This is a genomic window from Brevundimonas sediminis, from assembly GCF_048799765.1.
In the GTDB taxonomy this organism is placed as follows: domain Bacteria; phylum Pseudomonadota; class Alphaproteobacteria; order Caulobacterales; family Caulobacteraceae; genus Brevundimonas.
Window position 1 is genome coordinate 1 of sequence record NZ_JBLYQK010000031.1, and the last position, 25,907, is coordinate 25,907.

27 protein-coding genes and 1 pseudogene are annotated in these 25,907 nt (G+C 69.3%); 9 read left to right on the top strand and 19 right to left on the bottom strand.

Features of this window, described 5'->3' with window-relative positions; all coding sequences use genetic code 11:
• The first annotated feature begins 161 nt into the window (after positions 1-161).
• The gene (locus ACLQ7T_RS13570) at positions 162-1,466 is read left to right on the top strand and encodes a UDP-glucose dehydrogenase family protein (protein WP_420479922.1); all 1,305 of its coding nucleotides are present in this window, start codon (positions 162-164) and stop codon (positions 1,464-1,466) included.
• A 9-nt stretch (positions 1,467-1,475) separates the two neighbouring features.
• On the opposite strand, the gene ACLQ7T_RS13575 is transcribed toward ACLQ7T_RS13570, so the two are convergent.
• Together ACLQ7T_RS13575 and ACLQ7T_RS13580 are read right to left on the bottom strand one after the other, a co-directional pair.
• Positions 1,476-1,673 (bottom strand): hypothetical protein, encoded by a 198-nt coding sequence (locus ACLQ7T_RS13575; protein WP_420479901.1) that lies wholly within the window; start codon positions 1,671-1,673, stop codon positions 1,476-1,478.
• A 204-nt stretch (positions 1,674-1,877) separates the two neighbouring features.
• Positions 1,878-2,552 carry a YiaD family glycine zipper/OmpA-like lipoprotein gene (locus ACLQ7T_RS13580; RefSeq protein ID WP_420479902.1) on the bottom strand — a complete coding sequence of 225 codons (675 nt, stop codon included), beginning with the start codon at positions 2,550-2,552 and terminating at the stop codon, positions 1,878-1,880.
• A 220-nt stretch (positions 2,553-2,772) separates the two neighbouring features.
• Between ACLQ7T_RS13580 and ACLQ7T_RS13585 the strand changes: the two genes are divergently transcribed.
• A complete protein-coding gene (locus ACLQ7T_RS13585; protein ID WP_420479923.1) occupies positions 2,773-3,684 on the top strand; it encodes an isopenicillin N synthase family dioxygenase in 912 nt (303 codons plus the stop codon).
• Positions 3,685-3,702: 18 nt separating this feature from the next.
• On the opposite strand, the gene ACLQ7T_RS13590 is transcribed toward ACLQ7T_RS13585, so the two are convergent.
• From ACLQ7T_RS13590 to ACLQ7T_RS13615, 6 genes are all read right to left on the bottom strand, one after another.
• On the bottom strand, positions 3,703-5,598 hold the full coding sequence (locus ACLQ7T_RS13590) for a ubiquitin-activating E1 FCCH domain-containing protein (protein ID WP_420479903.1): 1,896 nt from the start codon (positions 5,596-5,598) through the stop codon (positions 3,703-3,705).
• Positions 5,599-5,734: 136 nt separating this feature from the next.
• Positions 5,735-7,597 (bottom strand): M2 family metallopeptidase, encoded by a 1,863-nt coding sequence (locus ACLQ7T_RS13595; RefSeq protein WP_420479904.1) that lies wholly within the window; start codon positions 7,595-7,597, stop codon positions 5,735-5,737.
• A gap of 77 nt (positions 7,598-7,674) precedes the next feature.
• Positions 7,675-8,382, bottom strand: coding sequence for a monofunctional biosynthetic peptidoglycan transglycosylase (mtgA, locus tag ACLQ7T_RS13600; protein WP_420479905.1), 708 nt, complete (start codon positions 8,380-8,382; stop codon positions 7,675-7,677).
• Positions 8,383-8,423: 41 nt separating this feature from the next.
• Complete coding sequence (locus ACLQ7T_RS13605; RefSeq protein WP_420479906.1) at positions 8,424-10,040, bottom strand: TadG family pilus assembly protein; 1,617 nt, start codon at positions 10,038-10,040, stop codon at positions 8,424-8,426.
• Complete coding sequence (locus tag ACLQ7T_RS13610; protein WP_420471206.1) at positions 10,037-10,456, bottom strand: TadE/TadG family type IV pilus assembly protein; 420 nt, start codon at positions 10,454-10,456, stop codon at positions 10,037-10,039. The genes ACLQ7T_RS13605 and ACLQ7T_RS13610 overlap by 4 nt, the downstream gene beginning before the upstream one ends.
• A gap of 368 nt (positions 10,457-10,824) precedes the next feature.
• Positions 10,825-11,787 (bottom strand): WD40 repeat domain-containing protein, encoded by a 963-nt coding sequence (locus ACLQ7T_RS13615; protein WP_420479924.1) that lies wholly within the window; start codon positions 11,785-11,787, stop codon positions 10,825-10,827.
• On the opposite strand from ACLQ7T_RS13615, the gene ACLQ7T_RS13620 reads away from it, so the two are divergent.
• Entirely contained in the window at positions 11,786-12,298 is a 513-nt protein-coding gene (locus ACLQ7T_RS13620) for a hypothetical protein (RefSeq protein WP_420479907.1), read from the top strand. The two genes, ACLQ7T_RS13615 and ACLQ7T_RS13620, sit on opposite strands and share 2 nt — an antisense overlap.
• A gap of 16 nt (positions 12,299-12,314) precedes the next feature.
• On the opposite strand, the gene ACLQ7T_RS13625 is transcribed toward ACLQ7T_RS13620, so the two are convergent.
• The 3 genes from ACLQ7T_RS13625 to ACLQ7T_RS13635 all read right to left on the bottom strand — a co-directional run bounded on the left by ACLQ7T_RS13625 (position 12,315) and on the right by ACLQ7T_RS13635 (position 15,334).
• A complete protein-coding gene (locus ACLQ7T_RS13625) occupies positions 12,315-13,430 on the bottom strand; it encodes a CobW family GTP-binding protein (RefSeq protein WP_420479908.1) in 1,116 nt (371 codons plus the stop codon).
• A 146-nt stretch (positions 13,431-13,576) separates the two neighbouring features.
• Positions 13,577-14,593 (bottom strand): cation diffusion facilitator family transporter, encoded by a 1,017-nt coding sequence (locus ACLQ7T_RS13630; protein WP_420479909.1) that lies wholly within the window; start codon positions 14,591-14,593, stop codon positions 13,577-13,579.
• A 9-nt stretch (positions 14,594-14,602) separates the two neighbouring features.
• Complete coding sequence (locus ACLQ7T_RS13635; RefSeq protein ID WP_420479910.1) at positions 14,603-15,334, bottom strand: hypothetical protein; 732 nt, start codon at positions 15,332-15,334, stop codon at positions 14,603-14,605.
• A 217-nt stretch (positions 15,335-15,551) separates the two neighbouring features.
• Here ACLQ7T_RS13635 and rplU point away from each other — a divergent pair, with 217 nt between their 5' ends.
• From rplU to ACLQ7T_RS13650, 3 genes are all read left to right on the top strand, one after another.
• A complete protein-coding gene (gene rplU / locus ACLQ7T_RS13640) occupies positions 15,552-16,070 on the top strand; it encodes a 50S ribosomal protein L21 (protein ID WP_420479911.1) in 519 nt (172 codons plus the stop codon).
• A 91-nt stretch (positions 16,071-16,161) separates the two neighbouring features.
• A complete protein-coding gene (rpmA, locus tag ACLQ7T_RS13645) occupies positions 16,162-16,449 on the top strand; it encodes a 50S ribosomal protein L27 (RefSeq protein WP_376859056.1) in 288 nt (95 codons plus the stop codon).
• Between the two features lie 164 nt (positions 16,450-16,613).
• Complete coding sequence (locus ACLQ7T_RS13650; RefSeq protein ID WP_420471330.1) at positions 16,614-17,147, top strand: GNAT family N-acetyltransferase; 534 nt, start codon at positions 16,614-16,616, stop codon at positions 17,145-17,147.
• Between the two features lie 190 nt (positions 17,148-17,337).
• On the opposite strand, the gene ACLQ7T_RS13655 is transcribed toward ACLQ7T_RS13650, so the two are convergent.
• The 3 genes from ACLQ7T_RS13655 to ACLQ7T_RS13665 all read right to left on the bottom strand — a co-directional run bounded on the left by ACLQ7T_RS13655 (position 17,338) and on the right by ACLQ7T_RS13665 (position 18,928).
• Entirely contained in the window at positions 17,338-17,535 is a 198-nt protein-coding gene (locus ACLQ7T_RS13655) for a hypothetical protein (RefSeq protein ID WP_420479912.1), read from the bottom strand.
• Positions 17,536-17,675: 140 nt separating this feature from the next.
• On the bottom strand, positions 17,676-18,356 hold the full coding sequence (locus ACLQ7T_RS13660) for a BA14K family protein (RefSeq protein ID WP_420479913.1): 681 nt from the start codon (positions 18,354-18,356) through the stop codon (positions 17,676-17,678).
• 56 nt (positions 18,357-18,412) lie between these two features.
• Complete coding sequence (locus tag ACLQ7T_RS13665) at positions 18,413-18,928, bottom strand: hypothetical protein (protein WP_420479914.1); 516 nt, start codon at positions 18,926-18,928, stop codon at positions 18,413-18,415.
• Positions 18,929-19,066: 138 nt separating this feature from the next.
• Between ACLQ7T_RS13665 and ACLQ7T_RS13670 the strand changes: the two genes are divergently transcribed.
• Both ACLQ7T_RS13670 and bamJ read left to right on the top strand, forming a co-directional pair.
• The gene (locus tag ACLQ7T_RS13670) at positions 19,067-20,269 is read left to right on the top strand and encodes a threonine ammonia-lyase (protein ID WP_420479915.1); all 1,203 of its coding nucleotides are present in this window, start codon (positions 19,067-19,069) and stop codon (positions 20,267-20,269) included.
• Positions 20,250-20,783: a BamJ family beta-barrel-assembly machinery protein gene (bamJ, locus tag ACLQ7T_RS13675; protein ID WP_420479916.1), complete on the top strand. Its 534-nt coding sequence runs from the start codon at positions 20,250-20,252 to the stop codon at positions 20,781-20,783. The genes ACLQ7T_RS13670 and bamJ overlap by 20 nt, the downstream gene beginning before the upstream one ends.
• A gap of 6 nt (positions 20,784-20,789) precedes the next feature.
• On the opposite strand, the gene ACLQ7T_RS13680 is transcribed toward bamJ, so the two are convergent.
• From ACLQ7T_RS13680 to ACLQ7T_RS13700, 5 genes are all read right to left on the bottom strand, one after another.
• A complete protein-coding gene (locus ACLQ7T_RS13680; RefSeq protein WP_420479917.1) occupies positions 20,790-21,185 on the bottom strand; it encodes a hypothetical protein in 396 nt (131 codons plus the stop codon).
• 66 nt (positions 21,186-21,251) lie between these two features.
• Complete coding sequence (gene queG / locus ACLQ7T_RS13685) at positions 21,252-22,304, bottom strand: tRNA epoxyqueuosine(34) reductase QueG (RefSeq protein WP_420479918.1); 1,053 nt, start codon at positions 22,302-22,304, stop codon at positions 21,252-21,254.
• A gap of 8 nt (positions 22,305-22,312) precedes the next feature.
• Positions 22,313-23,368, bottom strand: a complete 1,056-nt coding sequence (locus ACLQ7T_RS13690; RefSeq protein WP_420479919.1) for a hypothetical protein — start codon at positions 23,366-23,368, stop codon at positions 22,313-22,315.
• 12 nt (positions 23,369-23,380) lie between these two features.
• A complete protein-coding gene (gene fzlA, locus ACLQ7T_RS13695; RefSeq protein WP_420479920.1) occupies positions 23,381-24,064 on the bottom strand; it encodes an FtsZ-binding protein FzlA in 684 nt (227 codons plus the stop codon).
• A 36-nt stretch (positions 24,065-24,100) separates the two neighbouring features.
• Complete coding sequence (locus ACLQ7T_RS13700; protein ID WP_420479921.1) at positions 24,101-25,042, bottom strand: cation diffusion facilitator family transporter; 942 nt, start codon at positions 25,040-25,042, stop codon at positions 24,101-24,103.
• Between the two features lie 130 nt (positions 25,043-25,172).
• Here ACLQ7T_RS13700 and ACLQ7T_RS13705 point away from each other — a divergent pair.
• Positions 25,173-25,907: pseudogene (locus ACLQ7T_RS13705) on the top strand (citrate/2-methylcitrate synthase); the annotation flags it as partial.

Sequence of the window (25,907 nt, forward strand, 5' to 3'; positions counted from 1 at the left end):
GCCTTCGGCCCCCGCGGGTCGAAGGCCGGTCGGCCAACACTGCAGAGCCGCCGGTCTCCGAAAGGAGGCCGGCGGTTTTGCATTGTGACGTTTCGTCCGCGGGGTGGCCAAAGTCGCGCCCGGTCGCTATCTCGACGGCCTGTCAGAACGGGGTGTCCCAGATGCGCGTGGCGATGATCGGAACCGGCTATGTGGGCCTGGTGTCGGGGGCCTGTTTCGCGGACTTCGGTCACGTGGTGACCTGCGTCGACAAGGACCCGTCCAAGATCGAGCGGCTGGAGAAGGGCGAGATCCCGATCTTCGAGCCGGGGCTCGACGACCTGGTCGCCTCGAACGTGCGCGGCGGCCGCCTGTCCTTCGCCCTGGACGGGGCCGAGGCCATCCGTCAGGCCGACGCCGTCTTCATCGCCGTCGGCACGCCCTCCCGCCGCGGCGACGGCCACGCGGACCTCTCCTATGTCTATGCGGCGGCCGAGGAGATCGCGGGTCTGATCGAGGGCTTCACCGTCGTGGTCACCAAATCGACCGTCCCGGTCGGCACCGGCGACGAGATCGAGCGCATCATCCGTGAACGCCGCCCGGACGCCGAATTCGCGGTCGTCTCCAATCCCGAGTTCCTGCGCGAGGGCGCGGCCATCGAGGATTTCAAGCGGCCTGACCGCGTCGTCGTCGGCACGGACGACGAGCGCGCCCGTCAGGTGATGCGCGAGCTCTACCGGCCCCTGAATCTCAACGAGACCCCGATCCTGTTCACCGGGCGTCGCACGTCCGAACTGATCAAATACGCCGCCAACGCCTTCCTGGCGATGAAGATCACCTTCATCAACGAGATGGCGGACCTGTGCGAAGCCGTCGGCGCGGACGTCCAGCAGGTCGCCCGCGGCATCGGCCTGGACAACCGGATCGGCTCGAAATTCCTGCACGCCGGTCCCGGTTACGGCGGCTCCTGCTTCCCGAAGGACACCCTGGCCCTGGTCCGCACGGCGGTCGACGCCGGCACGCCCGTGCGCCTGATCGAGACCACGGTCGAGGTCAACGACGCCCGCAAGAAGGCGATGGCCGGCCGGGTCTCCAGCGCGCTTGAAGGCGATCTGAAGGGCAAGACCGTCGCCCTGCTGGGGGTGACCTTCAAGCCGAACACCGACGACATGCGTGATGCGCCGTCGCTCGATGTGGTGCCCGCCCTGCTCGCCGCCGGCGCGACCGTCCAGGCCTATGATCCCGAGGGCATGCACGAGGCCGCCAAGCTGCTGGACGGCGTGGTGTTCAGGGACGGCCCCTATGATGCGGTCGAGGGCGCCGACGTGGTCGTCATCCTGACCGAGTGGGACCAGTTCCGCGCCCTGGACCTGGACCGCGTCAAACTGCTGCTCAAGCAGCCGGTGATGGTGGACCTGCGCAACGTCTATCGCCCGGACGACATGCGGGCGCGCGGGTTCCGCTACACCTCGATCGGCCGGGCCTGAGGTCGGGCCCTAGGGGGTCGAGGTCAGAATCAGCGGGGCCTCGACCGCCGTGCGGGCCAGCGGGTCCGGCTCCGGCAGCAGGGCGCGACCGGCGCCGATAACGAGGGTGGCGGTCACCACGGCCGACAGGACGGCGATGGCCGCCAGCCTGAGTCCGTCCGCGAATTCCTGATGATCCGGCCGCAAGCGGTCCCCCGAGTCGAGCACTCGCCTATCGAGCATTGTCGCGACCTGCTTCGCAAGTCACGGAACGGTGTGAGGGGGAAGAAATTGGCGCGTCCGGGGCGCGCGGAGCGGACGGGACCCGGTCCCGTGAACGAGAAAAGGCCCCGGAGCATCCCCGGGCCTTTTCCATCCTTGCAGGCGCGGAGCGCCGGCGACCCTGACCGGGCGCCGGCGACCGGCCGGCCGTCAGCCGCGGAACGGACGGATCAGGATTTCGACCCGGCGGTTCTGCGCCTTGCCTTCCGCCGTGGCGTTCGAGGCGATCGGCTGGCTCTCGCCGCGGCCGTCCACATACAGGCGGTCGGCCAGGACGTTGCGCTGGACCAGATACTGGGCCACCGACGAGGCCCGCTGGCGCGACAGGGTCAGATTATACTCGTCCGCGCCGTCGGAATCGGCGTGGCCGATGATGTCAACGATCGACTGGTCGTAGCGGTTCAGCACCGCGGCGACGTCATCCAGGGTCGCGTAGAAGCGGCTGTTGATCGACGACTGGTTGGTGGCGAAGGTCACGTCCGACGGCATGCGCAGGACCAGGTTGTCGCCCTGGCGGGCCACGCCGACGCCGGTGCCCGACAGTTCCGCTTCCAGCTCGCGCTGCTGGCGGTCCATGTACTGGCCGACGGCCGCGCCGCCGAGGGCGCCGATGCCGGCCCCGATCAGGGCGTTCTTGCGGCCTTCCTCGGAGTTCGAGGTGTTGGTCAGATAGCCCAGCAGGGCGCCGCCCACCGCGCCGGCGATCACGCCCGTGCCGGTGTTGTTGCGACGCGGGGTCGAGCTGTACGGATCCGTGGTGGTGCAGGCGGCGGCGCCCAGCAGGGCGGCGATGCTGACGCCGGCGACGAGAAGTTTGGCGCGCATGGGATGTCCTTTCGAAGGTGAGGTCTCTGCCTCTGAAACGCGACCTTACAGTCAAGGTTCCTGCCTGTACCGAAGCTGAACAGATCGGGGGCCGTTTCGATTTCGGCGCCCCTGCTTTGCCAAGGTCGGGTGGCAGGGCGTATGGAAACCGCAGATTATCGACAAGGGTTCCTCCGTGACCGCAGACGCCACCGCCCCCCGCACCCTCGAGCCTGTCTCGATGACGCTGTACGACAAGGATTTCCAGGCGTTCGCCGACGCCCTGGGCGGGTCGTTCAAGCGCTACGGCTTCGCCGTCATCGCCGACCACGGGCTGGACGAGCAGGTGATCGGCACAGCCATCGACGACGCCAAGACCTTCTTCGCCCTGCCGGAAGACGTGAAGCGCCGGTATCACCAGCCCGGTACGGGCGGCGCGCGCGGCCTGACCCCGTTCGGCGTCGAGGCCGCCAAGGGCGCGGCCACGGTCGACCTGAAGGAGTTCTGGCACGTCGGTCGCGAGCTGCCGGAAGGCCACCCCTATCGCAAATACATGCGCGACAACGTCTGGCCGACGGAGGTCGAGGGCTTCCGCGACCACGTCTACGGCATGTTCGCCGCCATGGATGACCTCGGCGCCAAGGTCCTCCGCGGCATCGCCCGCTATCTGAAGCTCGACGACGACTATTTCGCCGACAAGGTCCAACTGGGCAATTCGATCCTGCGCCTGCTGCACTATCCGCCGGTCGCCGCCGGCGCGCCCGGCGTCCGCGCGGGCGCCCACGAGGACATCAACGTCATCACCCTGCTGCTCGGCGCCGAGGAGGCCGGCCTGCAGCTGAAGGACGCCGACGGCGAATGGCTGGACGTCGCGCCCCCGCCGGGCGCCCTGGTGGTCAACATCGGCGACATGCTGCAGCGCCTGACCAACCACGTCCTGCCGTCGACCAGCCACCGGGTGATCAATCCGTCGCCGGAGCGGGCCAGCTTCGCCCGCTATTCGACGCCGTTCTTCCTGCACTTCAACCCGGACTTCGTGATCGAGAGCCTGCCCTCGACCGTGACCCCGGACAATCCCGACCGCTACGCCGGTCAGCCGCTGATGGCCGAGGACTTCCTCACCCAGCGCCTGAAGGAAATCCGCCTGATCTGACGGGCGCGGGCGGGGCCCCTATCTGGAGATCTTGAGCTGGGTGATGTTGCGTCCGATGGCCGCGAAGGCGTCGGCCAGTTCGGCGCTGCTGCTCGGCAGATAGGCATAGTCCGGGCCGGTGGCGCAGGTCTGCATCAGGCTGGCCGCCTGCCCGCCGGAGGCGACCTGGAAGCCCACCGTGTAGATGATGATCCCCCGGGTCTTCATCGCGCGGCAAAGCGCCTCCGCCTGCCCGAAGGCGTCGCCGTTCGTGGCGTTCTGGTTCATGTGGTCATAGCCCGACCCTGACCCGGCCCCCGCGTCCGCCGCGATGACGCCGGAGGCGTAGGGGGTGTTGAACTCGCCGTCCGTCATCAGGATGACGGCCTTCAGGGTCTGGGCGGTATTGTACTCCGCCGGGGTCTGTCCCCAGAGGGAGCCGAAGTTCGGCGAGACCGCGTACCAGCCCCAGGCGGCGCCGATCTGGCCGGCGGTCGAGCCGCCGATCGCCAGATCGCCGATCATCGACTTCAGGGCGGTCCGGTCGCTGGACAGGGGCATCAGCTCCGAGGCCGGGCAGGGGTTCTCGGCGTTGTTCAGGCTGTCCGCGGGATAGTTGTAGCCTACGCGCGACGCGGTCGGGGAGGCGTCGGTATAGGCCTGGGCTCCGGTGCGTTCGCTGACGCAGCTGCTGTTGGCGAGGGCGCGCAGGCCGCCGCCCGCATTGGTGAAGACGCGATAGGAGCAGCCGTACCGGCCGCACCAGGACGCCCCGCCCGACGTATAGGTCCCCCAGTTGGCCCCGTTCTCCCCGATCGAATAGCGGTTCGAATCCAGCACCCCGGCGATGAAGGGCGTGTTGTTCAGCTGGGTCATCCCGCGGGCGCCGGTGATGTAGACGCCCTCGCCGTCGTTGATGCCGTGGTTGTTCGAGGTCACGACGACCGAACAGTCGGAGACGATGCATTTGCGCGCGATGCCGCCGCTCCAGTAGGAGCTGTAGCCGCTGGTGTTCAGCGTGTACCAGTTCGACCCGTAGGCGTACTGCAGCGAGTAGCTGCTCGAGTTGATCCGGACCACCCGGTAGGCGCGGTTGTTGACCTGGGTCATGCCGGAAACGCCGCTGATCCAGACATAGTCGCCGGTGGCGAAGCCGTGGCCGCTCGAGGAGAAGGTTCCCGTGCTGGCGCGGGTGATGTTGGAGATCGACTTCGACGAGCCCGTGGTCCAGGCGGCGGCCGTGATGTTGGTGGACCCGGTCGGCGTCCCCCGCGCCCCGTTGGCGCGCGAGCCCAGATTGACGCCCATCGAATAGGGCACGATCGCCATGCGCGAGTAGTAGGGCGACTGCTGGGCCTGCACGACCGTGTCCACGAGGTCGGTCGCCGCCTCCTTCAGCGTGGTGATCTTGCTGCCGCTCATCGAGCCGGTGATGTCCAGCACCAGCGCCACCTCGATGTTCTTCGACGACCGGTCGACCTCGGAGTGGGCGCCGACCGCGATGTAGTCGTCCATGAACTGGCCGTACGGCGGCAGGAAGATGTTGGCGACCAGGGTCTTCACATCGACCTTGGCGCTGGCGATGACCACGTCGTCGCTGCTCAGGACAAAGGTGGTGTCGCCCTCGCGCAGGCGGATTTCGGGATAGGCCGCCAGATTGGCCTTGAGCGCGGCCATGCCGATGCGCTGGATGTCGCTGTTGGTCGAATAGGGCGACCGGGCGGCGATCAGGGCGGCGGCGTCCAGGGCGTCCTGCAGGTTGACCCGCACGGTCGAGGCGCGGTGGATGTCCACCCCGCCGACGGTCATCAGGATCAGCACCGGCAGGCTCAGGCCGAAGATCATGGCCACATTGCCGCGCGTCTCGTCGGCCAGCCGGCGCAGGAAGCCGCCCAGCCGGCGCGTCATCGCGCTGATCCCTTGTCCGAGGTTCATGGTCGTCCTGTCCCGCGCGGGGCGCAGACGGCCCACGGTGATGGCGTCAGGATGACGGAGTTCGGTTAAGGGAAGGGCTAACGGCGAGGGTTAACGGCGCGGTCAGACCCGCCGGACCCCCGCCGCGCGGGGAGCGTCAGGCCTCCCAGCCGCAGTCCTTGCCCTGGTTCTGGCGGGTCAGCCAGGTGTTCAGCGGGGCGAAATAGGCCGCCACCGCCGAGGCGTCATTGCCGCGCTCGCCGGTGAAGGCTTCCATCGCTTCCGGCCAGGGGCGCGACTGGCCCATCTCCAGCATGGCGTTGAAGCGGCGACCCACCTCCTCATTGCCGTAGATCGAGCAGCGGTGCAGCGGCCCGGTCCAGCCCGCCTGCTGGCAGGCCGCGCGCTGGAACTGGAACTGGTAGATGTGGGCCAGGAAATAGCGGGTGTACGGGGTGTTGCCCGGGATGTGGTATTTGGCGCCCGGATCGAAGGCGTTGGCCGGACGCGGTCCCGGCGGAACAAGACCCTGGTATTTCAGCATGTCGGCCGACCAGGCGGCGTTGTACTCGCCCGGATCGGTCTCGCCCGAGAAGACGTCCCAGCGCCAGCGGTCGACCATCAGGCCGAACGGCAGGAAGGCGATCTTGTCCAGCGCCATCTTGAGCAGGAAGGGAATGTCCTCCTCCTCGCCCGGCACGGTGTCCAGCAGGCCGATCTGGTTCAGATAGGTCGGGGTCAGGGCCGACAGGCCGACGAAGTCGCCGATCGCCTCGTGGAAGCCGTCGTTCGCCCCGTTCTTGAACAGGAAGGGCTGATCCTTGTAGGCGCGCTGGTAATAGTTGTGACCCAGCTCGTGGTGAACGGTGTAGAAGTCGTCCCCGTTCACCTGGGTGCACATCTTGATGCGGATGTCGTCGCGGTTGTCCAGGTCCCAGGCCGAGGCGTGGCAGACGACCTCGCGGTCGCGCGGGCGGGTGATCTGCGACCGTTCCCAGAAGGTCTGGGGCAGGGCCTCGAGACCCAGCGAGGTGTAGAAGCCCTCGCCGGTCCGCACCATGCGCGTGGCGTCATAGTCGTGGCTGGTCAGCAGGTTGGTCAGGTCATAGCTGCTGCGCCCGCCCTCGGTCGGGGCCACGACGTCATAGATGTTGCCCCACTGTTGCGACCACATATTGCCCAGCAGGTCGGCGCGGATCGGGCCGTGGTCCGGCTGGACCGCGTCGCCGTATCTGGCGTTCAGGCGGCCGCGCACATAGCAGTGCAGGTTCACATAGAAGGGCTTCACCTGTTCCCAAAGCCGGTCGGTCTCGGCGGCGAAGGCGTCCGGGTCCATGTCGTAGCCGGCGCGCCACATGGCGCCGGTGTCGGCGAAGCCCAGCTCCCGGCTGCCCTCATTGGCGATCTCGACCATGCGGGCATAGTCCGCGGCCATCACCGGCGAGATGGTGCGCCAGCCTTCATACAGGGCCTTGGTCTCGGCCGGATCACGGCTTTCGGCCATCAGGAGGGTGGCCTCGTCCAGGGTGATCTCGCGACCCTGGAACTGGAATTTTCCGGTGGCGTAGGTCGAGTCCAGCCGGGTGGTGATATCGGCCAGTTCCGCCGCCGCGCCCGGGCGGTTCGGCGCCGGCAGGACGATGCCCAGGCGCAGCAGGTTCAGCTTGCGGCGGACATCGGCCGGGACCTCGACGTCATTGAAGGCGGCGGCCTGGTTGGCCAGCGCCACCTGGACCTCGGTGACCTCGGCGTTGATCTTGCTCTCCAGCCACATGGTGTCGAAGGTGATGTTGGTCGCCCGCGTCCACTGGATGCGCGCGGCCTCCTCGCCCAGGGTCGCCAGTCGGGTCTCGGCGTCGGCGACAAAGGCCGCGGCGCCCTCGGCGGTGGCCGGATAGCTCGGGGTCGCGGCGGCGGCGGTGGTCGGGGCGGACGGGTCCGAAGCCGCGTTCATGGCGCAGGCGGTGACGCCGAGGGCGAGCGCGCACACGGCGGTCGCGGTCATAAGGGTACGCTTCATGGGGTCCTCCTCGCGGCCTCCCGCCGCGTCTCGCGCGGCAAGGGACCGGAGCGGAGCCGTAAGGTCAAGCGGAGCCGTTAACGGCTGACGCAGGCGTTCAGGCCGTCATTGCGGACCGTGCCCATGGCGGCCTGAATCCGCGAGGCGCGGCGGCGGACATAGGGGCCGGGCGAGGCGGCCTGATACCGGCGGGGGGAGGGCAGGATGGCCGCCAGTCGGGCGGCCTCGCGGGGGGTCAGATCGGCCGCGCTCTTGCCGTACCAGTGCTGCGCCGCCGCCTCCGCGCCATAGACGCCCGGGCCCCATTCGGCGACGTTCAGATAGACTTCCATGATCCGCCGTTTGCCCCAGGTCGTCTCGATCAGGACCGTGTAGCCGGCCTCCAGCCCCTTGCGGATCCAGTCGCGGCCCGGCCACAGAAAGACGTTCTTGGCGGTCTGCTGGCTGATGGTCGAGCCGCCCCGGATGCGGCCGCGTCCGCGCTTTTCGGTCCGGGCGTTGTTCTGCAGCGCCTTCTCGATGGCCTTCATGTCGAAGCCGTGATGGGCGCAGAAGGTCGCGTCCTCCGAGGCGATCACCGCCTCCACCAGCCGGGGCGAGATGTCGTCCAGCGATCGCCACCGGTAGTCGCGGCCCTCGCCCTGGACCAGGCGGGTGGTCATCAGCCAGGTCTGCGGCGGGGGGACGAAGCGATACAGGGCCACCGCCCCGAGGACGAGGGCGCCCAACGTCGCCAGCGCGATCAGGATCGGCCGGCGCCGTCTGGTCTTGGTTGCCCCTGTCATCCGCCGATGGTGGGCGGCCGGCGGTGTGGACGCAAGGGGGCTCAGGCGGCCAGGGTCGGCGGCGCGCTCCGGTGACCGCACTGCAGCCCCGCGGGGCGGATGTCCGCTTCGCCGATGCCGAGTCCCAGCAGCTGCATGACCTGCTCCAGCACGGCGTCCAGCGGGCTGACCAGATCGCCCAGGATGGTGCGCAGCTGGCCCGGCAGGCCGGGCAGGGCGATGCCCAGTCCCAGCAGCTGGATGTCCAGGCTGGTGTTGGCGGCCAGACTGCCGATGGTCGAGGCCAGAACACTCCCGGAGCCGATGGTTTTCGGCGACAGGGCGTCGATGTCGGCCCGGTTGAATTTCAGCGTCCGGTCGCCGGAGTCGGCCACATTGATCCGGGCGGCGGCCCGCACCTTGACCACGCTGCTGTCCAGGATGGCGGCGGGGGTCAGGGCGGCGTCGCGTGAAAAGTCCGAGAGTCGGCTCGACTCGATCTCGCCCAGCGCAACGCTGGCCACGCCGGAGCGGGCGGTGACGTCGAAGGTGTCGGCCCCGCAGTCGATGGCGGCGAGGGCGGCCTTTCCGCTGGCCACCTCCGCATAGACGGGCAGGTGAACCTTGCCGATGCCGGTCAGGTTCAGGGTGGTCACATCGACGTGCAGCCGGGCCTGGGCGGTGCGGACGATCGTCGTGCCGTCCCGGGCGATGGTCAGCCAGGCGGACTTCTGCTCGCGTTCGCCGATCGCGACCCGCACCTTGGCGGTGACGGGCGAGTTCACGTTGACGTCCAGCTCGACGGTCTTGGGGCCGACGGCCTCGCCGAGGGCGGCGTTCAGCAGGTCCCAGACCGGGACCTTGGCGTTGACCGTCCCGGTCACCCCCGGCGCGACGTCGATCAGGGCGTCCAGGCGCAGGTTGCGGGCCGGGGCCGTCCCCAGGGTGGTCGACAGGCTCTGCAGGGCCACGCGGGTCTGACCGGTGGTGACATTGGCCATGGAATTGACCAGGCGCTGCAGGGAAACAGTGTGGGCCAGCAGGGAGTCGCGATCGTCCACCGACAGGCTTTGAGTCAGGTCCTGCAGCAGGGCGTCCACGTCCAGGCTGGAGCTCAGCAGGCTGTCATAGGACAGGGCCGTCAGCTGGACCTCGCGGCCGATCAGCTGGCTCAGCAGGGAATTGACCAGCGGCGGGTCCAGCGCCAGCAGGCGCGAGCCGATCGAGAAGGCGGCGGTGTCCCGGGCGGGGCGGATGGCGACGGCGGCCTTGCGCACCCGGATCGCGTCAATGCCCAGCACCGAGCCGAAGAACAGGTTCACATCCTCTTCCAGCACCACCCGGACGGCGTCCTGCTCCGTCGCGGTCGCGTTGAACCGGTCTGCGATCGGGACGTCCGCGCGCCGGTGATACTGCCCCAGGGCCACGGTTTCGATGCGGGCGGCGGACTCCTTGAGGTTCAGCACGCGCTGGACGGTGGTTTCGGCGGTTCCCAGATTGCTGGCGGCCGAGACGGCGGCGGTGTCGGCCAGCCCCTGCAGGGCGCGGGCGCGGAAATGGACCGAGGCGGCGTCGACGGTCGCCGCCGTGCCGGTGACCACCAGCACGGAGACCAGAACGGACAGGGCGCCGACCCCGCCGCGGCGGTCGCCGGCGAGACGTTTCAGAAAACCGATCATGACGCGGGCTCCGGGATCACGACCACGGCCGAGCGCACCACATTGGGGTCCGGCATCGGCACCAGACGCGCCAGATCGTAGTCGGGCAGGGTGGTCGTCACGGTGACGGTGTACAGATCGCCGTCGCGGGCCACGCTCCAGGTCCGCGTCGAACCGTTCTCCAGCGGCACGCGCACCAGGGCGCCGGTCATCAGGCCGTCGACGATGGTCTCGCGCTCCGCGTCATCCAGCCCCGCGACCGCCGCCCGGGCGCCGTCGCTGGCGAGGTTCTGGGTCTGGGAGGCGACGGTGAACCAGCGGCTGTAGAAGACGCCGCCGGCGACCAGCGCCAGCAGGGCGGGCGCAAGGATGGCGAACTCGACCGCGGCCCCGCCGCGGCGACAGCTCAGGATATCGGTTCTCAGCGGGCGCGGCATGACGACGCCTTTCCGGCGCCGGTCAGGGAGTGGGCGATCATGTCCGCCATGGACCGACGCGTCGTCGGACATTCGGCCAGGGCGATGATCCGCCACTCCTCCGGCGACAGGTCGGCTATGGAGACCGGCCGGGGTCGGGGATGCGCGGGGGCCTCTCTGCGGGGCGGAACGTCCAGCCCCAGGAAACCAGGAACGGAAGTGGAATGCGTCATGAAGCCCGGTATAGGGCAAATTACCTAATGCATCCTAAAGGTGTGATTCGCAACATTGCGCGTAAAAATGGTTATTTCACTCGAAGAACAACGATCATCAGAAATGATCGTGCACTCTCAAGCTGAATTTCCGCACTGTTCGTGCGGTAACCGCTTTCAGGTCTGGAACACGCCGGCGTGTCCGTCCTCATCGGCCCAGGCCACGCGACGGGCGTCGTCGCTCAGGCGCAGGGCCACGATCGCCGCGCCCTTGTCGGCCTTGAGGAAGTTCAGGCCCTGTCCGGCGGGGTCGGCCAGCCAGACCCGGCCGTCGTTCAGGCCCGCCGCCAGCAGGCCGGACGTCGGCGTCGAGGCGACCAGGGCCACCAGGCTGCCCTCGTCATAGCCGATCTCCGTGGCCTCCTTGCCCATCGGGCCGTTGCTGCCCACGAAGGGCCACAGCACCGCGCCCTGCGCGCCCGAGGTCGCCATCAGCTGCCCCTTCGACAGGAAGCTGACCGACTTCACCTTGCCGGGGTAGCCGCCCATTCGCAGGTTCTTCTGGTCCTTGATCCGCCAGCCGTGCAGCTGGTTGTCCTGCATGGCGGTGATGATGAAGGCCCCGTCCGGCGAGAAGGCGACGCTGGTGTGCGACCCTGCCCACTTCAGCAACGTCGGCTTCTGTTCGGCGATCCGCGCGAACCACAGGGCGGCGCCGCCGTAGGTCGAGGTGGCGATCCGTCGGCCCTTCGGCTCGAAGGCCACGCCCGAGACGGTGCGTTCGTGCTGGAAGTCGCGGCGGAAATGCGGGTCGCGGGCGTCGATCACCGACAGGGTCCGGCCCGAGGAGAAGGCGATCAGCCCGCTCTCCGCCGAGGCGTCGATGGCGTCGATCCAGCCCTTGGCCGTGGCCAGCAGGCCGGCCTCGCCCTTGCGGTGCCAGATCACCCGCCCGTCGTCGCCGCCCGTGACGATCCCCTCGCCCGACGGATGCACGCAGGCGCACAGGATCGCGCCGTCATGGGCGATGCTGAAGGCGCCGTCCTCGAACCGCACCGCCCCGTCGCCGAGGGCGAACACGGCGCCGTCCTTCTCGAACAGGGCGGCGGTGGGCTGGGCGTCGAACTGGAAGGTGGTCATGGCGACTGACATAGAGGCCCGTGCGGCGCGGTCAACGGTGGCGTCGCTTGACGCCCGCATTGCGGCGGGAGACGGTTCGGAAACCCGGGAGATCATCGTCATGTTGTGCAGGTTTGCGGTCCTTCCGACCGTGCTGGCCGCCGCCCTCGCCATGGCGGGCGCCGCCTCGGCGCAGGCGGTGCTGACCGCGCCGACCGATCCGGCCTGGGTCGGGATCGGGACCGGCGGCGGCGCCACCTATTCCATCCTGCCGTCCAGCCTCACCCGCGACGGCCCCACGGTTCGCTTCCTGCTCAAGGCCGAGGTGCCGCCCGCGCCGGACGGGGACACCCCGAACGTCATCGTGGCCGAGACCGTCGTGGACTGCGCGGCCTCGACCATCGGTACGGGCGATGTGGAGCTCTACAGCCTCAACCGGGGCTTCGCCCAGGCGCGTCACCGCGAGGCGACGCTGGAGACCGCTTCGGACCCCGGCCAGATCCTTGTGATCGGGCACGTCTGCGCGGACTGACGCCCGCGCCGGCGGATCAGGCCGCGCAGCTCTCGAATCCGGCGCGCAGGGCGGCCTCGTCCAGATCGCGACCGATGAAGACGGCGCGGCTCCAGCGGCGCTCCTTGTCGCCCCAGGGCTTCTGCAGGTCACCTTCCAGGATCATGTGCACGGCCTGGAAGACCAGACGGCGGTCCTCGCCGGCCACCTCGATGATGCCCTTGGCGCGCAGGATGTTCTGACCCTGCTCGCCCAGCAGCTGGTCCAGCCAGCGGGTGAATTTCTGCCCGTCCATCGGACGGTCCAGAGACAGGGCGATGCCCTTGATGTCGTCCTCGTGCGCATGGCCGCGCGCGCCGTGGTGATGATCATGTCCATGGTCATGATCGTGGTGATCATGGTCATGATGGTGATGGTCGTGGCCCCCGTGATCATGACCGCAGTGCTCGTCGTGCACATGACCGTCGGCGCCGTGCGGCGGATTGACGAAGTCCGGGCGGACCTCGGTGATCCGGTCCAGATCGAAGCCATGCACGCCCAGCACCTCGTCCAGCGGCACGTTCGAGCGCTCGGCGCGGGTGATCGGGGCCAGCGGGTTCAGCGCGCGCAGGCGGCTTTCCACCTCGGCCAGCTCATCGCCCGACACGAGGTCCACCTTGTTCAGGATGATGCGGTCGGCGAAGGCCACCTGCTCGCGGGCCTCCTTCGAGTCGTCCAGCCGCGCCATCACATGCTTGGCGTCCACCAGGGCCGTGACGCTGTCCAGCCGGGTCTTGGCCTTGACCTCGTCGTCCACGAAGAAGGTCTGGGCCACCGGGCCGGGGTCGGCCAGGCCGGTCGTCTCCACGATGATGGCGTCGAAGGCGGGCTTGCCCGGACGCTGCCGCTTCATCAGGCCCGAGACCACCCGGATCAGGTCGCCGCGCACCGTGCAGCAGACGCAGCCGTTGTTCATCTCGAACACGTCCTCGTCGGCGCCGACCACCAGATCGTTGTCGATGCCGATCTCGCCGAACTCGTTGACGATGACGGCGTACCGCTTGCCGTGATCCTCGGTGAGGATGCGGTTCAGCAGCGTCGTCTTCCCGGCGCCGAGATAGCCGGTGAGCACGGTGACGGGGATCTTGTCGGAAGCGGAGGCGATGTCGGTCATGGGCGGCAAATGGCGTGTCAGGGGGCGTTTGTGAAGGGAGGGCGTAGGGCTTGGGAATTAGGAATCAGGGAGGCCGGGGCTGGCGCGGACGCCGGCTCGACCCGCCGTCCGACTAATTCCTAATTCCCAAGCCCTACGCCCTCCCGTCAGCAGTCCGGGCAATCCGGCAGGACGCCGCTTTCCAGCTGCAGTGTCGTGTGGCTGATCTCGAACCGCTTGCGGGCCAGGGTCTGGGCCTCGATCAGCAGGGTGTCGGCGTCCGGGCGGTCATGCACCAGATGGGCCGTCAGGGCGGTGTCGGTGGTCGACAGGCCCCAGACGTGCAGGTCGTGCACCGCCTTCACCCCCGGCAGGGCCAGGAAGGCGGCGCGCACCGCGTCCACGTCCACCCCGCGCGGGGCGGCGTCCAGCGCCAGATTGACCGAGTCCTTCAGCAGGCCCCAGGTCCCGACCATGATCACCACGACGATCAGGAGGCTGACGATCGGGTCGATGATCGACCAGCCGGTCAGCAGGATGGCGCCGCCGGCGATGACCACGCCGATCGACACCGCCGCGTCGGCCATCATGTGCAGATAGGCGCCGCGCACGTTCAGGTCCTTGTGCTGGTCCTTCATGAACAGCAGGGCCGTGCCCAGATTGATGACGAAGCCGATGCCCGCGACGATCATGATGGTGGTCGAGCCGACCGGGGCGGGCTCGGCGAAACGGCGCACGGCCTCGAAGGCGATGGCCCCGCAGGCGAAGATCAGCAGCAGGGCGTTGAACAGGGCCGCCAGCACGGTCGCCTTGCCGTAGCCGTAGGTGCGGGCCGTCCCCGCCGCCCGCCGCGCCAGCCAGGCGGCGCCCCCGGCCATGGCCAGTCCCAGCACATCCGACAGATTATGCCCCGCGTCGGCCATCAGGGCCGTTGAGCCGCTGATGATCCCGGCCCCGAACTCGATCGCCACAAAGGCCAGATTGATGATCAGCCCGACCGCATAGCGCCAGTCGCCGGTGTCCACCGGCCCGTGATGGTGGCCGCCGATCCCGTGATGATGGCCATGGTCGTGTCCATGCCCATGCCCATGCCCATGCCCGTGATCATGGCCGTGATCATGGCCGCACCCGTGGTCGGGGTCCCGATCGGGCTTGGCGGAAGAGTGCGGGTGGTCGTGGGCCATGGCGAAAGCCTAGTGGGCGTGGCCCGGGTGGGGAAGGGCGACGGCGGCGGGAGTGGCGCGGCTGTGGGCGTCGCGGGTCTCCGCATGGGTGTGGGAGGCGACCAGCAGACCGATGGTGATCAGGGCCACGCCCAGGACGATGCTCTCGTACCGGGCCCACCGCTCCAGCCGCAGGACCGAATAGCCCGCGTGCGCGATGATGGTGAACACCGCCATGCCGAGGACCGTCCCCAGAAGAAAGGCGAAGGTCATGATCCCCAGAACCGCCAGCCCCTCCGTCGCCTGCGCCAGATAAAGCGGCAGCAGAACCTCGCCCGGCGACACCGCCAGCATGGCCACCAGTCCCCAGAAGGCCGCGGAATCCGAGACCCGGGGCTCGGGCGTCTCCAGATCCGGACCGGTCGCCGGCTGCATCTTCATCAGGGTCGCCCGCGCCAGATAGAAGGCGCCGAACAGGAACAGCAGCACCGCCGCCAGATGCGGCAGCACCCCGGCCAGCCAGCGGTCGAGCGCCAGACCGGCCAGGACGATCAGGCCGCCGACCAGGGCGGTGACGGCGATATGGGCGAAACCCGCCGCGGCGACCGCGCCCAGGACGCGCGGCAGGGGCCAGCGCTGGGCCTTTCCGACCAGGACGAAGGGCAGCCAGTGGGTCGGCAGGGCCGCGTGCAGGAAGGCCGTCACAAAGGCCCCGCCCAGCAGGGAAAGCAGAAGCGGCGTTTGAAGGTCCGGCGGCGACATGGGCGCCCTGTATCCTGTTATTTTGTAACGGTCGAGGAGAAAAGGCCGTCGCGGGCCTCGCGGTTCCGGGCCGGGTCGCCTGTCCGCATCGCTCCGGGAGTCGCTTTTTCGCCCGTCCGCGTTGACTCCGGGGAGGCCTTCCGTATATGTCGCCGCTCTTCGCCCGCCGGGGGTCCCCGCGGGCGCTATTCTTTTTGCGTTACGCTGAGGCTTCAACATGTACGCGGTGATCAAGACCGGCGGCAAGCAGTACCGGGTCCAACCGGGCGACGTGATCGTGGTCGAAAAGCTCGATGGCGACGCTGGCGCTGCCGTCAACTTCGGTGAAGTTCTCATGCTGGGCGGCGACAAGGGCGTCACCGTCGGCGCTCCGCTGATCGACGGCGCTTCGGTCGCCGCGACGCTGGTCGAGACCCGCAAGGGTGAGAAGATCAAGATCTTCAAGAAGATCCGTCGTCAGGGCTACCGCCGCACCAACGGCCACCGCCAGATGGAATCGGTCCTGCGCATCACCGGCATCGAAGGCGCCGGCGAAAAGGCCAAGTGGGACGGCGAAACCTCGCTGCTCACCAAGGCCGAGATGAACGCCCGCGCCCGTGGCCTGGCCCCGCGCGTCGAGGCCGCCGCTGAAGAAGCCAAGCCGGCCAAGGCCGCCAAGGCTCCGGCTGCGAAGAAGGCCTCGGCCAAGAAGGCCCCGGCCAAGAAGGCCGCCGCCGCTTCGACCGAAGAAGCCTAAGAGTTCGAACCCGCGCCTTTCGGGCGCGACTGTGATAGAATGACGGTACCGGGCGCCTGAGGGAGCCGGGTGCAAACCGAAGAGAGTTACGATGGCTCACAAGAAATCCGGCGGTTCGTCGCGCAACGGTCGCGACTCCGAGTCGAAGCGCCTCGGCGTGAAGAAGTTCGGCGGCGAGCGCGTGCTGGCCGGCAACATCATCGTGCGTCAGCGCGGCACCACCTTCCACCCGGGTGACAACATGGGCATGGGTCGCGACCACACCCTGTTCGCGCTCACCAACGGCGCTGTGAAATTCACCACCAAACGTGGTGGCCGTTGTTACGTGTCGATTCTCGCCGCCAACGACGACGCCCAGCAGGCCGCGGCCGCCGAGTAACGCGAAACGGAAATCCCCGGATCGCGTCGGCCCAAGGGCCCCGATCCGGACCAGGGAAAATATTCCGCGGGGAGTCTGGATCACCAGGCTCCCTTTTTCGTTTCCCCGCCTCGAACACCGCCCGAGCCCTCCAAGGAGGCGGTGAGTTCCGAATGAGGCGTGTCATGTGCGTGATCGAACCCTCCCCCGTCGTCGAGACGCGGCGTCTGGCCCTGCGCGCCCCGCAGGCCCAGGACGTCACCCGTCTGGCCGCCCTGGCCAATGACGCCGACATCGCCCGCATGACCCTGCGGATGCCCCATCCCTTCTCCGTGGACGACGCGGAAGCCTTCGTCCTGAATGTGCAGGGGCAGGATCCGGCCAGGGCGCGGACCTTCCTGATCGAGCACGAGGACCACGGTCCCGTCGGCGTCATCGGCCTGTTCGAGGACGGCGATGTGGGGCCCGAGGTCGGCTACTGGATCGGTCGCCCCTTCTGGGGCCGGGGCTACGCCACCGAGGCGCTGGAGGCCGGTCTGGCCTGGGCCAGCCGCAAGTGGAAGCGCCGCGCCATGGTCGCCGGCCATTTCGCCGACAACCCCGCCTCCGGTCGCGTGCTGGAGAAGGCGGGCTTCCTGTACACGGGCGAGCTGCGCAGCGGCTTCAGCCGGGCCCGCGGCGAGGATGCGCAAACCCGCCGGATGGTCTGGCTGGCATAATTCTGGGCCGCGGTCAGAAGGGCTCCGCCTTCTCGACCCGACGCGGCCTGGCGCTACGCGCACGCCCTGTCTTGAAGCATCGCTATACGATGTCCGACGATCAGCCTGCGCGAAGCGCCAGGCCGCGTCGGGTCGGGAGGTCCCGAAGGGCCGACGACCGCGGCCCAAAAGAAATCAAACCTCTTTGGCTTTAGCCAAAGAGGTTTGGCCCAACCATCGCGGCCACGGCCACCGCGCCACCGACCAGCGTCACCACCGCGCCGGCGATGAAGGCGCCGAGCAGGCGCGCGGACTTGCGGCGGCGCAGGCCGCTGGACCTCACCCCGCGCAGGATGACGAAAGGCTTGGGCCCGAAGACTTCGGAGCCCGAGATGTTGTGCTGGGACATGACGCTCCCCTCGACCGCGCCCCTGTCGGGCGAAGACTGAGCGAAGCGGGTCCGAGCGGGCGAAAAAATGGCGAACGCCGCTCACCCACACATCCGTGATCGGACGAACATTGTCCGTTCTTCAATGGCTTGGCTTGTGGTCAGCCGCACCAGACCAGGCGGCCGCTGAAGGCGCGGTAATAGCCGCTGCGCGGGTCGTAGGACCGGTAGGTCGCCCGGCACCAGTCGATCCGGCGGGCGTCGCGCGCGCCGCCGGCGTAACCGGAGTGGGCCGAACCGCCGCCCGGGAACACCACATCCGGCCGCCCGTAGGCGCCCTGATAGGTCGTGCCGCCCGCGCTGTGGCCGTAGCCGTAGCCATAGCCCGCCTGCGACCCGTAGCCCCGGCGCGGTCCATGCCCGTACCCGCCGTAGCCATAGCCATAGCCGTAACCGCTGTAGCGATAGCCCTGGTAGCCGTAACCGTCGCCATGCCCGTATCCGGCCAGCGCGCGGTACTCGCTGCGCGCCTCGGTGCTGACCCGGCGGCGCTGGTCCCGCCAGCGGTCGCCGCAGTCGTCCCGGCTCGCGTCCCAGAAGCGGTCGCAGCGGTAGTCGCCCGGCCGGTCCAGCTGGCTGCGCCAGTCAAAACGCGAGGGGACCGCGTTCGAGCTGTAGCGCGGCGTGTAGTAGCGCCCCCCGTCCGGCTCATGGGCGGAATAGCCGCTGCGGCCGTACTCATGGCCGTAGCCGTCCTGCCAGCTCTGCGCCGTCGCGGTGGTGGCGGTCAGGGTCGCGGGCAGGGCCAGGGCGGCGACGAGGAGGAGGGCGGGGGCTCGCATGGTTAACTCTCCGGGGCGGCCCGATACGCGGCCTCGAAAGGGGGAACTGGACTCACTCAGGGCAGGGTGACGGCGATCCGTCCGTTGCGGGTGTCCACGCGACGCATCAGCACCACCCGGTCTCCCCCGGCGCTCACCGGGGCGATGATGAACCAGCCGCCCGAGGGCAGGCCGCTGAACATGAACCGGCCGTCGCTGCAGGTCGCCGAACGCACGAAGCCGCGATAGTCGGCGTTCGGATCGGACACGGTGCGGGCGCGCACCACGGCTTCCGGCACGGCGGCGCGGTCGGTCGAGCCGTACAGGGTGCGGAAGCGGGCGCGGGTGTAGGGGGTGTCCGGGGTCAGGGCGACCGAGCCGGTGCAGGCGTAGGCCTGCCCCTCGCGACGAAAATCGATTCGTCCTTCGATCGAGGCGCGGCCCGAGGCGGTCGACCAGTTGAAATCGGACGCGTTGAACGGCGCGGGGCCGGCGGGGGCGACCGGTCCGGTCGGGCCGGTGGCGCAGGCGGCCAGCGAACCCGCGGCGGCGGCCACGGTGGCGAGGATCGACAGGGACCGGGTGATGGACATCAGCTCTCTCCGTGCAGACGCGGGTCGAACGTCGGATCAGACGCTCAACGCCGCGATAAGGTCAAGGTTGCGACCGTTTGGACCGTAGTCCACAAGCGCGCCACAAATCCGGCGCGAGACCGGCTATAGGGGACGTCCATGACAGTCACGTTTGACGATATTCTGGCCGCGCGGGACCGCATCGCCGGTCAGGTCGACCGCACGCCGGTCCGCTACTCCCGCCGCCTGTCCCAGCTGACGGGCGCGGAGGTCTGGATCAAGTTCGACAACCTGCATTTCACCGGCAGCTTCAAGGAGCGCGGGGCGCTGAACCGCCTGCTCCAGCTGACGCCGGAAGAGCGCAAGCGCGGCGTCGTCGCCGCCAGCGCGGGCAACCACGCCCAGGCCCTGGCCTACCACGGCGGCCGTCTGGGCATTCCGGTCACCATCGTCATGCCGGAGGGCACCCCCTTCGTGAAGATCGACGGCACCCGCCAGCACGGCGCCGCCGTGGTCATCAAGGGCCTGGACTTCTCCGGCTCCACCGAGGAGGCCCACCGCCTCCGTGACGAGGAGGGCTTCGTCTTCGTCTCGGCCTTCGATGACGAGGGAATCGTCGCCGGCCAGGGCGTCTGCGGTCTGGAATTCATGGAGGATGCGCCGGACCTCGACGTCCTCATCATTCCCATCGGCGGCGGCGGGCTGATCGCCGGCTCGGCGCTGGCGGCCAGGACGCTGAAGCCGTCGATCCGCATCGTCGGGGTCGAGGCGGCCATGTATCCCTCGTTCAACGCCCGCCGTCAGGGTCAGGCGCCCAAATGCGGCGGCCAGACCATCGCCGAGGGCATCGCCATCAAGGCCGTGGGCGACATCCCCTTCGCCATCGCGGACGGACTGGTCGACGAGGTCCTGGTCTGCGAGGACGCCGATTTCGAAAAGGCCGTCGCCTTCCTCGCCACCCTTGAGCGCACCGTGGCCGAGGGCGCCGGCGCCGGCGGCCTGGCGGCCATGCTGGCCTATCCGGACAAATTCAGGGGCCTGAAGGTCGGCATCGAGCTGACCGGCGGCAACATCGACGCCCGCATGCTGGCCGTGGTGCTGAACCGCGAGCTGGTGCGCGAAAAGCGGCTGGTCGTCTATCGCATCCTCGGCGACGACCGTCCGGGCATGCTGTCGAAAATGAGCGCCGTCATCGGCGGGCTTGGCGGAAACATCATAGACGTGGTCCATAACCGGCTGGCGCTCGACGTGCCGGCCAAGGGCGCGGAGTTCGACATCATGGTCGAGACCCGCGGCGAGGCGCACGCCGACGAAATCAGACAGGGACTTGAAGGTGCGGGCTATGAACTCCGGATGGGTTAGGGGTGCCGCGGCGCTGGCCATGGTCGCGGCCCTGGCCGCCTGCAATCGCGGGCCCGAGGTCAACAGCGCCGACGCCGAGGCCAACCTCAAGGCCGGTCAGGCCTTCCTCGCGCAGAACGCCTCCGCCGAGGGTGTCCGCACCCTGCCCGGCGGCATCCAGTACAAGGTCGTCCAGTCCGGCCCCGCCGGCGGCGAAAGCCCCGACGGCAACGATCTGGTCCGTGTCGACTATGAAGGCTCGCTGATCGACGGCTCGGTCTTCGACAGCTCCTATGAGCGCGGGGCTCCCGCCGTCCTCACCCTCGACCAGGTCGTCAGCGGCTGGACCGAGGCCCTGCAGCACATGAAGGTCGGCGACGAATGGGTGATCTACCTGCCCGCCGACAAGGGCTACGGCGAGCGCTCGTCGCCGAAGATTCCGGCCAACAGCGTGCTGGTCTTCCGGCTCAAGCTGCTCGACATCGCCCGCGCGCCCGGCGGCGGCCCGATCGGCCCCCGCACCGCGAACGGATGAACCGGCTCAGAAGCAGCCGGTGTCGCCCTCGTCGGCGGTGATCGTCTCGATCACCCCGGTGCTGGAGGCGGTCCACGTGACGCGGACGCTCCGGTTACAGGGCCAGCTCCCGAGGTAGCGCACGCCGCTGCCGCGCACGCCGCCGTCCTGATCTGGGTACCGGCGCACGCTCATCTTCTGGGTGGCGAGCCAGTCCAGCAAGGGCGCTTCCGGGCTGCCTGCCGGGAACAGTCGCTGCGTGCGTTGGCGCAACATCACATTGGTCGGGCGGTCCGCCGGGTTGGTCGAGTTTGACCCCGGCCCTTCCGGCTGCGGTATACCCTCGTACAATGCCGTGTCGGGCCAGCCGACCGCGCAGCCGCCGAGCAGGGTCAACGCCGCGAGCACGATCAGAACTCTCATCGAAGGCCCCGTCGAAGGTTCGGTTGCGGAACGATGACCCGAACGTCCCGGGGCGGCAATCCGAATCTAGGGCCGGGGCGCGTCCGGCTTCCGCTTCAGCCGCCCCAGGGCCCATGCCGCCGCGTCCCGCACCACGGGATCGGGATCGTCCGTCAGCGCCTGCGCCGACGGGATCAGCGCGGCGTCCCCGCTGTTGCCGACGGCGTACAGCACATTGCGCACGAAGCGGTTGCGCCCGATCCGCTTGACCGGGCTCTTCGAGAACAGCGCCCGGAAGGCGGCGTCGTCCAGCGCCGCCAGATCGGCCAGCCGGGGCGAGACCAGCGCCTCGCGCGCCTGCACCCGGCTTTCGCTGGCCGCCGCCGCGAACTTGTTCCACGGGCAGGTCGCCAGACAGTCGTCGCAGCCGTAGATCCGGCTGCCCGTCGCCTCGCGGAACTCCTCCGGCCACGGCCCGGCGAACTCGATGGTCAGGTAGGACAGGCACCGCCGCGCATCCAGCTGGAACGGGGCGGGAAAGGCGTTCGTCGGACAGGCGTCCAGACAGGCGGTGCAACGGCCGCAATGCTCGGTCTCCGGCGCGTCCGGCTCCATCTCCGCCGCGCTCAGGATCACCCCCAGGAACAGCCAGTTGCCGTGGCTCCGCGACAGCAGATTGGTGTGCTTGCCCTGCCAGCCCACGCCCGCCCGCTGCGCCAACGGTTTCTCCATCAGCGGGGCGGTGTCCACGAACACCTTCACGTCCTCGCCGGTCTTCGCCGCCACCTGCCCGGCCAGCGTCTTCAGCCGGCCCTTGATCACCTCGTGATAGTCGTCGCCCCGGGCATAGACCGAGATGTAGCCGTTCGACCGGTCCTCAAGCTCGGGCAGGGGATCGGTTTCAGGTCCGTAGTTCAGCCCCAGCACGATCGCCGTCCTCGCCCCGTCCCACATGGCGGTCGGGTGGGCGCGCCGCTCCAGCGTCGTCTCCATCCAGCCCATCTCGCCGTGCCGTCCGGCCTCGACGAAATGCGCCAGCCGCTCCCCCGCGCTCCACGGCTCCGAGGCCGAGGCGAACCGGCAGACCCCGAAGCCGAGGTCTGCGGCGGCGTCGCGAATACGGGCGCGGAGGTCGGCCATGATCGGCCTCAGCGGGCGTTGCGGGCGAGCAGCTCCCGTCGGGCGACATCGATCCGCATCCGCTCGTCGGTCAGGGCCGCGATGGAGGCGCCGATCGCGTCGTCGGCCGTCTCATCGCCCGAGGCGAGCGCCGACTTCAGGGAATCGAGCGTGTCCGCCAGCCGGCTCTCGACCGTCGCGCTTTCCTCAAGGGTGAGCAGCACCTGCATCAGCACGTCGGCGAAGGGCGTGCCGCCCATCCCGGACTCCCGGATCTGGGTCCGGGTGGAGATGATGGTCTGGCGCATCGAGGCGATTTCGCTGCGCATCTCGGCGCTGCTGCGGTTCAGGTCGGCGAGCGTGGCGGCGGTGTCGACCGACTGGCCGGTGAACAGACGCTGGTTGTGCATCAACCAGGTCTTCAGCCCGCCGTTCATCGCCATCTGGGCCCGGGCGAAATGCAGGTTCGGTCCGGTCAGGCCGCCCGAGGAGGCGCGGATCATGGTGTTCTCGGCGTCGAGCTGGGCGATGATCAGTCCCAGTCGACCGCCCTCCAGCGCCTTCAGGCCCGGGTCCCGTCCCGCCGCCGCCTCGGTCATGACCGTGATGTAGCGATCGGAAGCGCCCTGGACCGCCAGCATCATGGAGCCGACCTGGTCCGACATCTGGCTGATGCTTTCGAGCCGCCGGCGCAGCTCGGGGGTCATCGGAATGTTGGCCGGCAGGGGCGGAGCATGCGGCGACAGGCCGGTATAGATGTCGCGCTCCCGCGCCAGACGGTCGCGCGCCTCGGCGGCCCACTGCGTCGCCCAGGGCGTGGCGGCGGCCGGCCCGCCGGCGTCCAGCTTCAGCACCAGGGTCCCGGCGCTGTCGACCATCCAGCTCAGGTTCTCGAGCGAGGCGTGCGTCAGGGTGTCGTAGCCGAGCGACCAGGTGCTGACATCGGCCAGCCACCGCTGAAGCGCGTCCAGCTCCGCCGGCTGGTCCTGCACGGTCGCCGGAACCGTCGCCGGCGCCGGGCCGGCCTGCGCCGCGCCCGCGCACAGCAGAAGCGCGGCCGTCAGACCGCAAGCCAGAATCTTCATGATCGCCCCACCTCAGAAATCGAGGTCGGTATAATGGCCCGCCGGGGCCACCCCTGGGAAGCGGTCAGAGAGCAGCGTCCGGAAACAGGGGCGGGATTTCAGCTTCATGTACCAGGTCTTCAGGCCCGGATAGTTCGCCCAGCCGATCTCGCTGAAATAGTCCAGCACCGACAGATGGGCGGCCGCGACGATGTCGGCCCGGCTCATCCGTCGTCCGGCCAGCCAGTCCCGCTCGGCCAGAAGCGCCTCCAGCATCGTCAGATGGTGTTTCAGCGCCTCGCGTCCGGCCCGCAGCGCCCGCGCCTCGGGCGGCCCCAGCCGCAGCAGGGGCTTCTCCATCCGCTCGTGCAGCAGGACGGCGTTGACCTCGTCGTGGAAACGGCCGTCGAACCATCCCACCAGGCGGCGGGTCTCGGCGCGCTCGAACGGATCGGCCGGCATCAGGAAGGGCTCGCGGCTCCGGTCCTCCAGCCAGCCCAGGATGGCCGACTGTTCGCACACGGTCAGGACCCGGCTGTTGGCCGTGGTCTGCAGCACCGGCGTCATGCCCGACGGGTTCAGGGTCAGGACGGGGCAGTCCGGCTCCCACGGCTTCACCGCGTTCTCCTCGAACGCGACCTTGGCCTCGCCCAACGCCAGTCGCGCGGCGCGCGAGGCGGGATCGAAGGGGAAGTGGAAGAGGACGGAGACGGACATCCGCCGATCCTTGCACCCGGGGCCGTTAAACGGGCGTTAGCCATCCGCTCCGGTCGAGGGCGTATCGACCGCTTTTTTCGGCGCCTCGACGGGCAGCGGCCCGCGCGGGTCGGGATGGATCAGGATGTCGGCGCGCGGCCAGAGCGCCAGCAGCCGGCCCTCCGCCGCCTCCAGGATGTCGTGGGCCTCGGCCAGGGTCAGGGTCGGGGCCATGTCGACATGCATCTGGATGGTCATGACCGGCCCCGACTGGCGGGTGCGCAGCCGGTGCAGGCCGCTGATCCGGGGGTCGGACAGGACGGCGGTGGTGATGGTCGCCCGGTCGGAGTCCGAGGCGGCCCGGTCCAGCAGCTCGTCCGCCGCGCCCTTCAGCACGCCGATCGCGCCCCAGAACAGCCAGACCGCGACCACCAGGCCCGCCGCGGCGTCCAGGCCGGGTGCGGCCAGATAGGCGCCCGAGGCCACGCCGATCAGCACCACCAGATTGGCCGCCAGGTCCGAGACGTAATGGGCCCGGTCGGCGGCCACGGCGGTCGACCCGCTCAGCCGGATCGCCCGGCTCTGCCGCCAGACCAGCCAGCCGGTCAGGGCCATGGCCACGAGGGTGACCACGATCCCGGTCCAGCCCGCGCTGACCGGCCGGGGATCGAACAGGCGCTGGATCGCCTCCCAGCCGATGAAGACGGCCGAGGCGAAGATCAGGCCCGCCTGCACCAGGGCGGCCATGGCCTCGCCCTTGCCGTGCCCGAAGCGGTGGTCGTCATCGGGCGGGGCGGCGGCCCAGCGCACGGCGAAGAAGGTCGCCAGCGACGCGATCAGGTCCAGGGCCGAATCTCCCAGCGACGCCAGGATCGACACCGACCCGGACGCGCCCAGCGCAAAGGCCTTCAGAACGATCAGGATGACGGCGACCGCGACCGACAGGCGCGTGACGTCCCGGGTCGCGGCGTGAACGTCTTCGGGGGAGGAGGCGGTCATGGGCCGTCTTGTCGCGGAATCCCGTGTCCCTGCCAAGACATCGTGCATACCGGCGTTAGGACGTTCGTCATGAAACGGCCGCATGGTCCCCTCCCATTATGGTTTCCGGAATGTAAGTTCAGCCGGGGGGATGCCGATGGAAGCGACCGGCAAGCGCTGGATCGGACGCGGAGAGGCCTTGGACCGGCTGGGGGTCAAGGCCCAGACCCTCTATGCCTATGTCAGCCGCGGCCGCATCGCCGCCCGTCCGGATCCCGCCGATCCCCGCCGCAGCCTGTACGCCGTCCGTGACATCGCCCGCCTGACCGGCGATCTGGTCGAGGACGGGGACGCGCCCCAGGTGCTGGAGCGCGGGCCGGCCGCGCGCGGCGAGGCCGATCTCGCCTCCTCCGTCAGCGTCATCGCCTCGGGCCGGCTCTTCTACCGGGGGCTGGACGCCGTCCAGCTGTCCGCCGCCGCCACGCTCGAGGACGTCGCCCGGCGCCTCTGGTCCGCCCGCGAGAGCAATCCCTTCGCCGAGGTCCGGCCCCGCGTCGGGGTCACCCCCGGCGGCTCGGCCCGCGCCCGTCTGTTCGCCGCCCTGGCCCGGCGGGCCGATGAGGACGCTGATACGAGCGACCGCGAGGCCGGGGCGCTGCGGATCGAATGCGCCCGCGTTCTGGACGAGGCGGTGGACGCCGTCGCCGGACCGGGCCCCCGCCTGTTCCTGCACCAGCGCCTCGCCCGCTTCTGGAAGGCGCCCGAGCGTGACGCCCAGTTGATCCGCCGGGCTCTGGTGCTGTCCGCCGACGCCGGCATGGATGCGGCCGTGATCGCCACGCGCGCGGTCGCCGCCGGCGGGGCCTCGCCCGCCGCCGCCGCCCTG